At 70.0% G+C, this 12,833-nt stretch carries 12 protein-coding genes; all 12 read left to right on the plus strand.

Annotated features, from left to right (window positions below):
• Positions 1 to 1,189 (plus strand): IclR family transcriptional regulator domain-containing protein (locus ABD378_RS23245; protein ID WP_344523269.1); only part of this gene is annotated, 1,189 nt, incomplete at its 5' end.
• Between the two features lie 177 nt (positions 1,190 to 1,366).
• The gene (locus tag ABD378_RS23250; RefSeq protein WP_344523271.1) at positions 1,367 to 2,371 is read left to right on the plus strand and encodes an RNA polymerase sigma factor; all 1,005 of its coding nucleotides are present in this window, start codon (positions 1,367 to 1,369) and stop codon (positions 2,369 to 2,371) included.
• An 86-nt stretch (positions 2,372 to 2,457) separates the two neighbouring features.
• Positions 2,458 to 3,420 carry an ABC transporter ATP-binding protein gene (locus tag ABD378_RS23255; protein WP_344523273.1) on the plus strand — a complete coding sequence of 321 codons (963 nt, stop codon included), beginning with the start codon at positions 2,458 to 2,460 and terminating at the stop codon, positions 3,418 to 3,420.
• Positions 3,417 to 4,187 carry an MlaE family ABC transporter permease gene (locus ABD378_RS23260; protein ID WP_135330127.1) on the plus strand — a complete coding sequence of 257 codons (771 nt, stop codon included), beginning with the start codon at positions 3,417 to 3,419 and terminating at the stop codon, positions 4,185 to 4,187. Before ABD378_RS23255 ends, ABD378_RS23260 begins: the two co-directional genes overlap by 4 nt.
• Positions 4,188 to 4,190: 3 nt before the next feature.
• The gene (locus ABD378_RS23265; protein WP_344523276.1) at positions 4,191 to 5,006 is read left to right on the plus strand and encodes an MlaE family ABC transporter permease; all 816 of its coding nucleotides are present in this window, start codon (positions 4,191 to 4,193) and stop codon (positions 5,004 to 5,006) included.
• A gap of 4 nt (positions 5,007 to 5,010) precedes the next feature.
• Positions 5,011 to 6,279 carry an MCE family protein gene (locus tag ABD378_RS23270; protein ID WP_344523278.1) on the plus strand — a complete coding sequence of 423 codons (1,269 nt, stop codon included), beginning with the start codon at positions 5,011 to 5,013 and terminating at the stop codon, positions 6,277 to 6,279.
• Entirely contained in the window at positions 6,276 to 7,313 is a 1,038-nt protein-coding gene (locus tag ABD378_RS23275; protein WP_344523280.1) for an MCE family protein, read from the plus strand. Before ABD378_RS23270 ends, ABD378_RS23275 begins: the two co-directional genes overlap by 4 nt.
• A 59-nt stretch (positions 7,314 to 7,372) precedes the next feature.
• The gene (locus tag ABD378_RS23280; protein ID WP_344523282.1) at positions 7,373 to 8,353 is read left to right on the plus strand and encodes an MCE family protein; all 981 of its coding nucleotides are present in this window, start codon (positions 7,373 to 7,375) and stop codon (positions 8,351 to 8,353) included.
• The gene (locus ABD378_RS23285) at positions 8,350 to 9,489 is read left to right on the plus strand and encodes an MCE family protein (protein WP_344523284.1); all 1,140 of its coding nucleotides are present in this window, start codon (positions 8,350 to 8,352) and stop codon (positions 9,487 to 9,489) included. Before ABD378_RS23280 ends, ABD378_RS23285 begins: the two co-directional genes overlap by 4 nt.
• Positions 9,486 to 10,799: an MCE family protein gene (locus ABD378_RS23290; RefSeq protein WP_344523286.1), complete on the plus strand. Its 1,314-nt coding sequence runs from the start codon at positions 9,486 to 9,488 to the stop codon at positions 10,797 to 10,799. The genes ABD378_RS23285 and ABD378_RS23290 overlap by 4 nt, the downstream gene beginning before the upstream one ends.
• On the plus strand, positions 10,796 to 12,070 hold the full coding sequence (locus ABD378_RS23295) for an MCE family protein (protein ID WP_344523288.1): 1,275 nt from the start codon (positions 10,796 to 10,798) through the stop codon (positions 12,068 to 12,070). The genes ABD378_RS23290 and ABD378_RS23295 overlap by 4 nt, the downstream gene beginning before the upstream one ends.
• Positions 12,067 to 12,642 (plus strand): hypothetical protein, encoded by a 576-nt coding sequence (locus tag ABD378_RS23300; RefSeq protein ID WP_344523290.1) that lies wholly within the window; start codon positions 12,067 to 12,069, stop codon positions 12,640 to 12,642. Before ABD378_RS23295 ends, ABD378_RS23300 begins: the two co-directional genes overlap by 4 nt.
• The last annotated feature ends 191 nt before the right edge of the window (positions 12,643 to 12,833 follow it).

Below are 12,833 nucleotides of genomic sequence, written 5' to 3' on the forward strand. Positions count from 1 at the left end.
GTGGGCGGCGTGGCGGGCACGCGTGGCCGCCGACCCCCAGGGCGACGCCTTCCCCGCACTGCCGCCGGGCCCCGCGACCCCGCCCCCGGAGCCCCCGGACCTCGCGGACCGCGTGGAGCGCTCGCGCGTGACGGGCTGGGCCCTGGACGACCAGCTGATCGAGCCGGGCCTGATCGCGACGGCGGTCCCGGTGCGCGACGCGGCGGGCCGCGCCCGGTACGCCCTGTCCGCGGTGAGCCACACCAGCAGACACACGGCGCGGGGCCTCGCGGAGCTCGTGCTGCCACGGCTGCGGGAGGAGGCGGAGCTGCTCGAGGAGCTTCCGACAGCCCAAGCGGCGTACGGGGAAGCCGAACTGATGGCAGATCAGGGACCGGACACCGCGGACGCCAAGGCCGAACTGGGCCCCGATTTCCTCCAGTCGCTCGCCCGCGGCCTCACCGTCCTGCGCGCCCTGGGCCCGGCCCGCGGCGACGGACTCCCGCTCACCGCTGTCGCCGCGGCCACCGGCCTGCCACGGGCCACCGCGCGCCGCTGCCTGCACACCCTGGAGCTTCAGGGGTACGCGGCGCACGACGGCCGCCTCTACCGCCCGCTCCCCCGCGTCCTGGAACTCGGCTACGCACGCCTCTCCCGCCTCGGGTTCGCCGACATCGCCGAGCCGCATCTGCGCCGGCTGACGGGCCGCGTCCACCAGTCGGCGTCGGTGACGGTGCTCGACGGCACGGACATCCTGTATGTGGCGCGGGCTGCGACGGTCCGCGTCATGAGCGTCTACATCACGCTCGGCACGCGCTTCCCGGCCTACCCCACCGCCATGGGCCGCGTCCTGCTGGCCGGGCTGCCGAAGCGGGACCGCGCGCGGCTCCTGAAGGCGGCCCCGCCCAAGCCCCTCACCCGACGCACCGTCACCGACCCGGCGGACCTGAACCGCGTCATCGACCGCGCGGCCGCCGAGGGCTACGCCACCGCGGACGAGGAGCTGGAGGAGGGCCTGCGCTCGGTCGCCGTACCGCTGAAGGACGCGGAAGGACGCGTGGTCGCCGCCCTGAACGTGGCCCAGCACGCGGGCACGGCCCCGCTGGGCGAGACGATCGACGCCCTGCTGCCTGTCCTGCGCGAGACCGCGGCGGCGATCGAGACCGATCTGCACACGGCGGCCCGCTTCAACTCGGTGCGTATGCCCTGAGCGCTCCCGCACACGGGCGGTGAAGGTGCCCGGAGCAGGACTCGAAACGCCGATCAGCCGGTCGGCAACGGTACGGAATCGATGAGCGCCTCCCCCTGCACAACGCTGGATACCGAACGGTAATGTCGCGTCCCCGCCGGGGGAACGGAACCGGCGGGTGAGCGCGAAGGAGCCCTCATGGCGACGGACATGCACCCTGCGCATTCAGGCGGGGCAGCCGATAAGGCGGACCTCGACCGGTGGCAGCGCGCGTGGAGTCACCGCGAGGAACTGCTGCGGGTGGCCCGCCGCAGATCCATGAGCGCCGAGGACGCAGAGGACGCCGTACACGAGGCGATGCTGCGCGCCGCCGAGCATCCGCAGCTCGACGACGAGCGGCTCGGCGCCTGGCTGACGACGGTGACCATCCGCCTGTGTGTCGACCGGTACCGGCAGGTCAGCCGCGAGGCCGAGGTGCGCCGCAGCCCCAAACTGGTCGCGCCGGGCCAGCTGCCCGTCGACGACGCGGTGTGCGACCGGGCTGAGGCGCGGTGGCTGGCCGCGCGGAGCGGGGAGCTGCCCGCGCGACAGGCGGAGGCGATCTGGCTCAAGTCCGAGGATCTGGACGTCGGTCAGGTCGCCAAGAAGATGGGCCTGAGCTACCGGACGGCCGAGTCACTGCTTGCCAGAGCCCGGCGCACGCTGCGCACGGCGCTCGCCGCCACCCTCGGTCTCGCCCTGTGGCTGTGCGGGCGCGGGCCGCGTCCGGGCGGGAGCGTGCAGGTGGTGGGCGTGGCCGTGACGGCGGCGTCCCTTGCCGTGGCGGGGTTCGTCCTGCCGGGCATCCACGACGGGGACCGGCCTGGACCGGCACGGCCCGCCCCTTCCGTCTCCTCCGTCTCTTCCGTCTCCGATGGGGCCGATGACGCACGGACCCCGGGGAGCGCGGCGCCGCCCTCGGCCCGCTCCCGCCAGGCCCCGTCGACGACCACCCCCGGCACGGCGCAGGACGACGGGTCGCCTCCCGTGCTGCCGTCCCTGCCCGAGGTGCCGCTCCCGGCCCTGGAAACACTGCCCGCGGTGCCCTCCCCCGACGTCCCCGAGATACCGGTCGATCCGCCAGAGGCGTCCGTACCCGCGGCCCCGTCCCCCTCCGCGAAGGCCCCGAAGCAGCCCGTCGACGGCCTCACACAGGCCCCGTAGAAAAAACTTCGGTTTCTCCGCGACGGACGGGGCGCCCTTCCCCGTAGAGCAGATGACAGAGCTGCTCACGGCGAAGGGTGAAACGGATGGGTGTCGAGATCTGCGTGGAAGGGCTGACCAAGTCCTTCGGCGACCAGGTCATCTGGCAGAACGTCTCGCTGACACTGCCCGCCGGAGAGGTCTCGGTCATGCTGGGCCCCTCGGGCACCGGCAAGTCGGTCTTCCTCAAGAGCCTCGTCGGACTGCTCAAGCCGGAGCGCGGGTCGATCCGGATCGCGGGCACGGACATCACCAAGCTGCGCGAGCACGACCTGTACGAGGTACGGAAGCTTTTCGGCGTGCTGTTCCAGGACGGCGCCCTGTTCGGGTCGATGAACCTCTACGACAACATCGCCTTCCCGCTGCGCGAGCACACCCGTAAGCAGGAGAGCGCGATCAGGAAGATCGTGCTCGAGAAGATGGACATGGTCGGCCTGATCGGCGCCGAGGACAAGCTGCCCGGCGAGATATCCGGCGGGATGCGCAAACGGGCCGGTCTGGCACGGGCCCTGGTGCTCGATCCGGAGATCATTCTCTTCGACGAGCCCGACTCGGGCCTCGATCCGGTCCGTGTGGCCTACCTCAACCAGCTGATCGTCGACCTCAACGCGCAGATCGACGCGACCTTCCTGATCGTCACGCACGACATCGCGTCGGCCCGCCAGGTCCCCGACAACATCGGGCTGCTCTTCCGCCGTGAACTGGTGATGTTCGGCCCCCGCAAGCAGCTCCTGACCAGCGACGAGCCAGTCGTACGGCAGTTCCTGAACGGCCGGATGCAGGGGCCGATCGGTATGGCCGAGGAGAAGGACGCCGCCACGATGGCGCGCGAGGCGGTGCACTTCGGCAACGGCGGCGCGGCCGACAGCGCGGGGATCGCCGAGATGACCCCGCGGCTCCTTCCGGGGCCCGGCATCGACCGCCCGCCCCGCTGGCAGGCGATCGCCGAGCAGGAGGAGGCGCGAGAGGCGCAAGAGACGCATGAGGCTCAAGAGGTGAGTGGCGCATGAGTCTGTCGCCCAAGGGGGCGCTGCGGCACTCGGGCAGTCTCTTCGCGATGGGCCTGGACGTGCTGCGGACATTGCCACGACGCCCGTTCCAGGTGCGGGAGTTCATCCAGCAGGCCTGGTTCATCGCGAGCGTCACGATCCTGCCCACCGCGCTTGTCTCCATTCCGTTCGGTGCGGTCATCGCGCTGCAGATCGGCAGCCTGACCCGGCAGCTGGGCGCGCAGTCGTTCTCGGGCGCCGCCTCGGTGCTCGCGGTGCTCAGGGAGGCCTCGCCGATCGTCACCGCGCTCCTGATCGCGGGGGCGGGCGGCACCGCGATCTGCGCGGATCTCGGGGCGCGCAAGATCCGCGAGGAGATCGACGCGATGCAGGTCCTCGGCATCGACCCGATCCACCGCCTCGTCGTGCCCAGGGTCCTCGCGTCGATGGTCGTCGCGGTGCTGCTCAACGGCCTGGTCTCGGTGGTCGGGGTGGCCGGCGGCTATTTCTTCAACGTGGTCCTGCAGAACGGCACTCCGGGCGCCTATCTGGCCTCGTTCACCACGCTCGCCCAGCTGTCCGACCTCTGGGCGGCGGAGCTCAAGGCCCTGGTCTTCGGCGCCATCGCCGCGATCGTCGCCTCGTACAAGGGGCTCACCGCCAAGGGCGGTCCCAAGGGCGTCGGTGACGCGGTGAACCAGGCCGTGGTCATCACCTTCATGTTGCTGTTCGTGACGAACTTCGTGATGACCGCCGTGTACTTCCAAATCGTCCCGCAGAGAGGGTAGTTGATGCGACTTCTCGACCGCCCGCTCCGCTCGCTCGAAGAGCTGGGCAGCCAACTGGCCTTCTACGGCCGCTCCCTGGCCTGGACCGGCCGCACCCTGCGCCGCTACAAGAAGGAGACCCTGCGCCTGCTCGCCGAGGTGAGCTTCGGCCGTGGCGCCCTCGCCGTCATCGGCGGCACGGTCGGCGTGATCGCCTTCCTGTCCTTCTTCACCGGCACCGAGGTCGGCCTTCAGGGCTACGCCGCCCTCAACCAGCTGGGCACCTCCAACTTCGTGGCATTCCTCTCGGCGTACTTCAACACCCGGGAGATCGCGCCCCTGGTGGCGGGCCTCGCCCTGTCCGCGACCGTCGGGGCCGGGTTCACCGCGCAGCTTGGCGCGATGCGGATCAGCGAGGAGACCGACGCGCTCGAAGTGATGGGCGTCCCCTCGCTGCCGTTCCTGGTGACCACCCGGATGATCGCGGGTTTCGTCGCGGTGATCCCGCTGTACGTGGTCGGCCTGCTGTCCTCGTACTTCGCCGCGCGCACCATCACCACCGGCTACTACGGGCAGTCCGCGGGCACCTACGACCACTACTTCCAGCAGTACCTGCCACCGGTGGACGTGCTCTGGTCCTTCGGCAAGGTGATCGTCTTCGCCGTCGTGATCATCCTGGTGCACTGCTACTACGGCTACTACGCGAGCGGCGGTCCCGCCGGGGTCGGCGTCGCGGTCGGCCGTGCCGTGCGCACCTCCATCGTCGCCATCAACGTCCTGGACTTCTTCCTCAGCCTCGCGATCTGGGGCGCCGTCACGACCGTACGAATAGCGGGGTAGGCAGATGAGGACTCCGATCTCTCTCGCTTCGCGCGGCACCAGGCTGCGGCTGTACGGCATCGTGTTCATCACGGTCATCGCGCTGCTGCTCGCCCTCTCCGTCGCCGTGTACCAGCAGGTGTTCACCTCCGTCGTACGGATCACGCTGCAGGCCGACACCCTGGGCAACCAGCTGGAGCCGCGGGCCGACGTCAAGCTGCGCGGCCTCCTGGTCGGCGAGGTCCGCGAGGTGCGGGCCGACGGTGAGAAGGCGACCCTCGGCATCGCACTCAAGCCGGAGCACATCGCCCGGATCCCGTCCGATGTGCACGCGCGGCTGCTGCCCAAGACGCTGTTCGGCGAGAAGTACGTCGAGCTTGTGGAGCCCCGTGAGCCCGCAGACCGGCACATCCGCGCGGGTGACGTCATCACGCAGGACCGCACCACGGTCGGCATCGAGGTGCAGCAGCTGATGAACGATCTGCTGCCGCTCCTGCGCACCGTGCGGCCCGCCGATCTCAACGCGACGCTCTCCGCGTTCGCCACCGCGCTCGACGGACGCGGCGACCGGATCGGCGCCAACCTCACCCGCGTCGAGCGCTATCTGCGCCGCCTCAACCCGCATCTGCCGTCCCTGAAGGAGGACATCACGCGCTTCGCCGACGTCGCCGAGGTGTACGCCGACGCGGCGCCCGACCTGCTGAAGATCCTGCGGAACTCCGTCACCACCAGCCGCACCCTCGTGGAGAAGCAGGGCCAACTGGCCGCCGCCCTCACCGCGACCGCCACCGCGGCCGCCACCGGCGAGGAGTTCCTCGACGACAACGGCGAGCGCCTGATCACCCTCGGCCGGGTCTCCCGCCCGACCCTTGCGCTGTTCGCCCGCTATGCGCCCCAGTACCCCTGTCTCCTTGAGGGCCTGGTGCGGCAGGACAAGGCTTCCGAAGAGACCTATCGAGGCGGAAAGATGCGTATCACCCTCGAATTCGTCCACCCGCAGCCCGCGTACGAGCCCGGCGAGGAACCGCGGTACGCGGACCGCTCGGGCCCCAACTGCCGTGGTCTGCCCCATCCCCGGGTGCCCGCGGGGGACGACCAGCTCAACGACGGTACGAAGCCCAACAAGGTCGGTGGTCCTTCCGGCACGCCCAAGATGTCCTCGACCACGGCCGAACAGCGGGCCGTCGGCTCCCTCGTGGCCCCGGTGCTCGGGGTGTCGGCGGACCAGGTGCCCCCGGTCGCGACGCTCCTCTTCGGCCCGATGGCGCGCGGAACGGCGGTGAGCGTCGCATGAAGGCGGCACGAGCCACGGACACCGCGGCGCCTTTGGTGAAGTTCCTGCTGTTCGCGCTGGTGACGGTGGTGGCGACGGCGCTGCTCGCGGCCACCATCGTCAATATCTCCTTCACCCCGGAGCACACCTACCGCGCGGTGTTCAGCGATGTCACGAGCCTGGAGGAGGGCGACGACATCAGGGTCGCCGGGGTGCGGGTCGGCGAGGTCGACGGCATCCGGATCAAGGACAGGACCCGGGCCGAGGTCACCTTCACCGTCACCGAGGACCGCCCGCTGTTCACCAGCACCGGCGCCGTCATCCGCTACCGGAGCCTGGTCGGGCAGCGCTACATCGCGCTGACGGAGGGCGCGGGCGGCAGCACACCGCTGCGGCCCGGCGGCCGGATCCCGCTGTCCCGGACGCAGCCCGCGCTCGATCTGAACGCGCTGCTCGCCGGGTTCAAGCCGCTGTTCGCCGCGCTGAGCCCCAAGGACGTGAACCAGCTCGCCACCGAGATCATCAAGACGCTGCAGGGCGAGGGCGGCACGGTCAACAGCCTGCTTGCCCACACGGCGTCGCTCACCACGACGCTGGCGGGCCGCGACAAGCTCATCGGCTCCGTGATCGGCAACCTCAACGAGGTGCTCACGACCCTGGACAAGCGCGGCGGCCGCTTCTCCTCGCTGCTCAAGCAGTTGCGGCGGCTTGTCTCCGGACTGTCCGCGGACCGGAAGCCGATCGGCAAGTCGCTGGTGAACATCGGGCAGCTGACCGAGGCCACCTCGGGCCTGATCGGGGAGGCACGGCCCCCGCTGAAGGACGACATCAAGGAGCTCGGCGAGCTCACCGGAACGCTGAACGACAACGAGAAAACCGTGGAGGGCGTGCTGAAGCGGCTGCCGAACAAGCTCAACAAGCTGACCGGGACCGCGTCCTACGGCTCCTGGTTCAACTTCTACCTCTGTGACTTCGACGGCCGGATCGTGCTGCCGAAGACCAAGGAGGTGCTCACTCCCGAGCTGCATGTGGCACGGGCGAGGTGTGGCGGATGAGGCTGCGTGTGCCGCGCATTCCGCGGCTCTTCCCGCAACGGCCGCGGAGGCGTGGGCGGATGACGCCCTTCCGGGAGCGGAACCCGGTGACGATCGGTGTCGTGGGTCTCACCGCCCTCGGCCTCCTGACCGCCGCCGCGTTCAACGCCGAAAGCCTGCCGCTGATCGGCAACGGCGAGACGTACAGCGTGGCCTTCTCGGAGGCGGGTGGGCTCAAGCCGGGCGACGAGGTACGGATCGCCGGGGTGAAGGTCGGCAAGATCGACGAGGTCGACCTGGACGGCGACCATGTGAAGGTCACCTTCCAGGTCAAGGGCGAGCCGAAGTTCGGCACCAGGACCGGCGCGTCCATCCGGATCAAGACGATTCTGGGCTCGAAGTACCTGGCCCTGGAGCCCGAGGGGCCCGGGCAGTTGAAGCCGGGCGCCGAGATCCCGGTGTCCCGGACGACACCCGCGTACGACGTCGTGACCGCGTTCAGCGATCTGACCACCACCACGGAGAAGGTCGACACCGACGAGCTCGCCAAGGCCATGGACACCATCTCCTCCACCTTCGAGGACTCTCCCGCCGAGGTGAAGGCGTCCATCAAGGGCCTGTCGAAGATCTCCCGCACGGTCGCGTCGCGCGACAAGGAGCTGCGCGAACTCCTCGACCACGCCAACGGCGTCACCAAGGTGCTCGCCGACCGCTCCGACGAGTTCTCCACCTTGGTCAAGGACGCCGACAAACTGCTCACCGAGATCGCCAAGCGCCGCAAGGCCATCCACACCCTGCTCAAGAGCTCGGCCACGCTCGGCATCGAACTCTCGGGCCTGGTGGCGGACAACCGCAAGGAGATCGGCCCGGCGCTCAAGGGCCTGAACACAGTGGTGTCGATGCTGGAGCGCAACTACTCCAGCCTCGATCGCAGCGTCCAGTTGCTCGCGCCCTATGTACGGCTCTTCACCAACACCCTCGGCAACGGCCGCTGGTTCGACAGCTATATCCAGAACCTGGTCGCCGCTCCGGTGGTCCCGCGGACGGGAGACAAGCGATGAGCAAGCACGCACGACTCCTGCGGCGGACGGCCCTGGCGACCGCCCTGGCCGTGGTGGCCGCCCTCACCGTGGCGCTGTGGCCGCGCGATGAACCGGTGCGCGTCACCGCGTACTTCCCGCGCACCGTCGGCATCTACCCGGGTTCGGACGTCCGGGTGCTCGGCGTCCGGATCGGCGAGGTCAAGGAGATCACCCCGGAGGGCGAGCGGGTGCGGGTGACTCTTGAGTACGACAGTGAGCGCAAGGTGCCCGCCGAAGCCAAGGCCGCGATCATCAACTCCTCGGTGGTCAGCGACCGTTATCTCCAGCTCCTTCCGGTGTACAGGAAGGGCCCGGCGATGCGGGACGGCGCCGTCATCCCGCAGAGCCGTACCGCCGTACCGGTCGAGCTGGACCGTGTCTTCGACAGTCTGCACACCACGTCGGAGGCGCTCGGCCCGCGCGGCGCCAACAAGAAGGGCTCGCTGTCCCGGCTGCTCGGGGTCAGTGCGGACAACCTCGAAGGGCAGGGCGGGAACCTGCATCAGACCGTGGAGGATCTCTCCACGGCCGTCACCACCCTCTCCGACGGCCGGGGCGACCTGTTCGGCACCGTACGGAACCTTCAGGTGTTCACGGCCATGCTCGCCAAGGACGACAAGAGCGTGCGGTCGTTCAACACCAGCCTCGCCAAGGTGGCAGGGCAGCTCGCCGGAGAGCGCAAGGACCTGGCGGCCGCGCTGAAGCACCTGGGCACCGCGCTCGGCGATGTGCAGCAGTTCGTCAAGAAGAACAAGAAGTCGCTGACCTCCAATGTGAAGGGGCTCAGCAAGGTCACCAAGGTGCTCGTCACCCAGAAGAAGGCCCTCGCCGAGATCCTGGAGACCACGCCGACCGGCCTTTCGAACCTGCAGAACGCCTACAACCCGGGCTCGGGCACCCTCGACACCCGCAACAACGCCGAACAGGCACAGGACCCGGCCGCGCTGCTCTGCTCGCTGCTCGGCACCACCGGCGAGAAGCAGGCCGCGGAGTGCAAGGACCTGCGGAAACTCTTCGACTCGCTGCCCAAGTTGTCGCAGCCGCAAGGGGTTTCGGGCGCGAATGGCGCCAAGCCGAGCGACAAGACCCTCGGCGGAATCCTGGAGGCGGCATGAGCGCGCTGCGACGCAAGGGCGGGACGGCCGCCTGGGCCGCGATCGGTTCACTGCTCCTGGCCGGCTGTGAGTTCAACGGTCTGTACGACGTCGAACTGCCCGGCGGCGCCGCCAAGGACGCGGGCGCCTACCGGGTCACGGTCGAGTTCCGGGACGTACTCGACCTGGTGCCGCAGTCGGCCGTGAAGGTCAACAACGTCACCGTGGGCTCGGTCGAGAAGGTGGAACTCGACGGCTGGCACGCCAAGGTACGGCTGCGGGTCGCCGGTTCGGTGAAGCTGCCCGGCAACGCGTTCGCCGGTCTGCGGCAGACCAGCATGCTCGGCGAGAAATACGTGGCCCTGTCCGCACCGCCGGACAGCGCCCCCGTCGGCAGGCTCAAGGACGGTGCGCGGATTCCGCTGTCCCGCAGCGGCCGCAACCCGGAGATCGAGGAAGTGCTCTCCGCGCTGTCGGCGCTGCTCAACGGCGGCGGCGTGGCCCAGCTCAAGACGATCACCACCGAGCTCAACAAGGCCCTGTCCGGCCGCGAGAACCGGGTCAAGTCGCTGCTGAAGGAGCTGAACAAGTTCGTCGGCGGTCTCGACGGCCAGCGCAAGGAGATCGTGCGGGCGCTCAAGGGCGTCGACCGCCTCGCCAAGCGCCTCAAGAAGGAGAAGAAGACGATCGGCGATGCCGTGGACACCGTGCCGCCCGCCCTCAAGGTGCTCGCCGACCAGCGACGCGACCTGACGAAGATGCTCACGTCGCTGTCGAAGCTGGGCAAGGCGGGCACCAAGGTGGTCAACGCCTCACGCTCCGACGTGATCGCCAATCTGAAGCATCTGCGGCCGACCCTGGAGCAGTTGAACAAGGCGGGCGACGATCTGCCGAACTCCCTTGAGCTCCTGACGACTTATCCCTTCCCGCGCGGCGTCACCGGCGCCATCAAGGGCGACTACGTCAACCTCAAGATCACCGCTGATCTCGATCTGGACAGCATCTACGGCAATCTCGCCGACGCCCCCGAGAAGCCGGACGGCTCGGACGAGCCGCGGCTGCCCAAGGCGCCGAAACCACCGAAGCTGCCGGACGCCCCCGGCGTTCCGGACGCCCCCGAGATCCCCGAGCTGCCCGACGATCCGAAGCTGCCGGATGCCCCCGACGACCCGGCGGACCCGGGTGGCGACGGCGGGCAGCTGTGCCCGCCGGTGTGCACCGGCCAGTACGCCGCGTACGGGAACGGGGACGGGAACGGGAACAGCGAGGGCCCTGCGCCCGGGATCAACCTCGCGCTTGCCGAGCTTCTGCTGAGGGGGGTCTCCCCGTGATCACACGTACGGTCAAGATCCAACTGCTCGCGTTCGCCACCGTCACCGCCGTGGGCGTGAGTTACGTCGGCGCGCAGTACACCGGCATCCCCGACGCCCTGCTCGACCGCGGGTACACCGTGCGCGCCGAGTTCGCCGAGTCCGGGGGCATCTTCCAGGGGGCCGAGGTCACCTATCGCGGGGTGCCCGTGGGCCGGGTCGGGCAGCTCGAACTCGCCGACGCGGGAGGGGTGTCGGTGGCGCTCGACATCGAGGACGGCGCGCGGATTCCGGCGGACACGCTCGCCGTGGTGGCGCACCGTTCGGCGGTCGGTGAGCAGTACGTCGATCTGCAGCCGCGCACCGGCTCCGGGCCGCTGCTCAAGGAGGGCAGCACGATCGCCCGCGGCGACACCCGGGTGCCGCTGGCGAGCACGGAGCTCGTCCTCAGCGTGGACCGCCTGGTCAACTCCGTCGGCAAGAAGGATCTGCGGGTCACGGTCGACGAACTGGGCAAGGCCTTCAAGGGGACGGGACCGCACCTGAGCCGCCTGGTGAACTCGGGCAATGAGCTGGTCGAGTCGGCCTCCGACTCGCTCCCCGAGACGATCAGGCTGATCGAGGACTCGCGCAAGGTCCTCAAGACCCAGTCGGAGCAGGGCTCGTCGATCAAGTCGTTCTCCAAGGACCTGGCGGCCCTCACCGCGGAACTCAAGTCCAGCGACGGGGACATCCGCAAGCTGATCGGGTCGAGCGCGCCCGCCGCGCACGAGGTGGACTCGCTGCTCAAGGCGAACAAGACCCAGCTGCCGATCCTCCTCGGGAATCTGATCAGCGGCGGCCAGATCACGGTGGCACGGCTGCCCGGGGTGGAACAGGCCCTGGTCACCTTCCCCCTGACCGTCGCGGGCAGCTACACGGTGGTGCCGGGCGACGGCACCACGCACTTCGGCATGGTCGCGGGCAAGGACGAACCGGCGCCCTGCCGCCAGGGGTACGACACCCGGCGGCGCGACCCCACGGACACCGGCGACCGCCCGGCCAACACCGGCGCACGCTGCACGGCGCCACGCGGCGGCGACACCTCGGTGCGCGGCGCGCAGAACGCCCCCGGCGCCTCGGCCCGCTCCGGCGGGGCGGACCGGGCGGCGCACGTCACCCCGTACGACCCGGACACCGGCACCGCCGTCGGACCGGACGGAACGCCCGTCGAGATCGGCTCGACGGGCGGCGAACAGAACGCTTTCGGAAAGGACTCGTGGCAATGGCTGCTCGTAGGACCGATGGCATGAGCGGGGGTCTGATCTCCCTCACGGCCGGGGGCCTGATCTCCCGCCCCGTACGGGTGCTGCGCCGCCTCGGCGCCAGGCTCGCGGGCGCCGCCCGCGGCGGCCGTGCCATGGCCGCGGGACTCGCCGTGGCCACCGCCGGGACGTCGGCGCTCGCCCTCTGGCTCGGCTTCCAGGTGTACGAGCAGCGCGCGACGGAGCAGCGGCACCAGGACATCCTGGCCGCGGCCAGGCAGTCGGCCCTGAACTTCACCTCGCTCGACTACCGGCACTACGGGCGGGACAGCGAGAACGTGCTCAAGGGCGCGACCGGTGACTTCAAGAAGCAGTTCACGGCGCAGACCGCGCAGCTGACGAAGCTGGTCGCCAAGAACAAGTCGGTCTCCAAGGGACAGGTCCTCGAAGCGGGCATCACCCGGGCCGACGAGGACTCCGCCCGTGTCCTGGTGGTCGCCGACAGCAAGGTGACCAACACCGCCGCCCCCGACGGCCAGGCCCGCACCTACCGGCTGCAGCTGGACCTGGAGCTCAAGAACGGCCGCTGGCTGACGTCCGGCGTCGAGTTCGTCGGCTGACCGCACCACCCCGTACACGTAAGGAGAAACACCGTGGCGAACACCAGTACCCGAGGCCGCGGCACCGGACCCGGCTCACCGGGCCGGCGCTCCCTGACCGCGGCCGCCCGCGCCGCGGCAGGACCAGGACCGGCCGACGGGGCGGATGGCCGAGGAGTACGCGGACCAGCGCACCCAGCGGCGTCACCCGC

The organism is Streptomyces rectiviolaceus (assembly GCF_039533825.1).
GTDB lineage: Bacteria > Actinomycetota > Actinomycetes > Streptomycetales > Streptomycetaceae > Streptomyces > Streptomyces rectiviolaceus.

Bases quoted from the DNA above. Each gene is read 5' to 3' on its own strand.
- ABD378_RS23250 (WP_344523271.1), top strand. From the start codon at position 1,367: ATGGCGACGGACATGCACCCTGCGCATTCAGGCGGGGCAGCCGATAAG.
- ABD378_RS23255 (WP_344523273.1), top strand. From the start codon at position 2,458: ATGGGTGTCGAGATCTGCGTGGAAGGGCTGACCAAGTCCTTCGGCGAC.
- ABD378_RS23260 (WP_135330127.1), top strand. From the start codon at position 3,417: ATGAGTCTGTCGCCCAAGGGGGCGCTGCGGCACTCGGGCAGTCTCTTC.
- ABD378_RS23265 (WP_344523276.1), top strand. From the start codon at position 4,191: ATGCGACTTCTCGACCGCCCGCTCCGCTCGCTCGAAGAGCTGGGCAGC.
- ABD378_RS23270 (WP_344523278.1), top strand. From the start codon at position 5,011: ATGAGGACTCCGATCTCTCTCGCTTCGCGCGGCACCAGGCTGCGGCTG.
- ABD378_RS23275 (WP_344523280.1), top strand. From the start codon at position 6,276: ATGAAGGCGGCACGAGCCACGGACACCGCGGCGCCTTTGGTGAAGTTC.
- ABD378_RS23280 (WP_344523282.1), top strand. From the start codon at position 7,373: ATGACGCCCTTCCGGGAGCGGAACCCGGTGACGATCGGTGTCGTGGGT.
- ABD378_RS23285 (WP_344523284.1), top strand. From the start codon at position 8,350: ATGAGCAAGCACGCACGACTCCTGCGGCGGACGGCCCTGGCGACCGCC.
- ABD378_RS23290 (WP_344523286.1), top strand. From the start codon at position 9,486: ATGAGCGCGCTGCGACGCAAGGGCGGGACGGCCGCCTGGGCCGCGATC.
- ABD378_RS23300 (WP_344523290.1), top strand. From the start codon at position 12,067: ATGAGCGGGGGTCTGATCTCCCTCACGGCCGGGGGCCTGATCTCCCGC.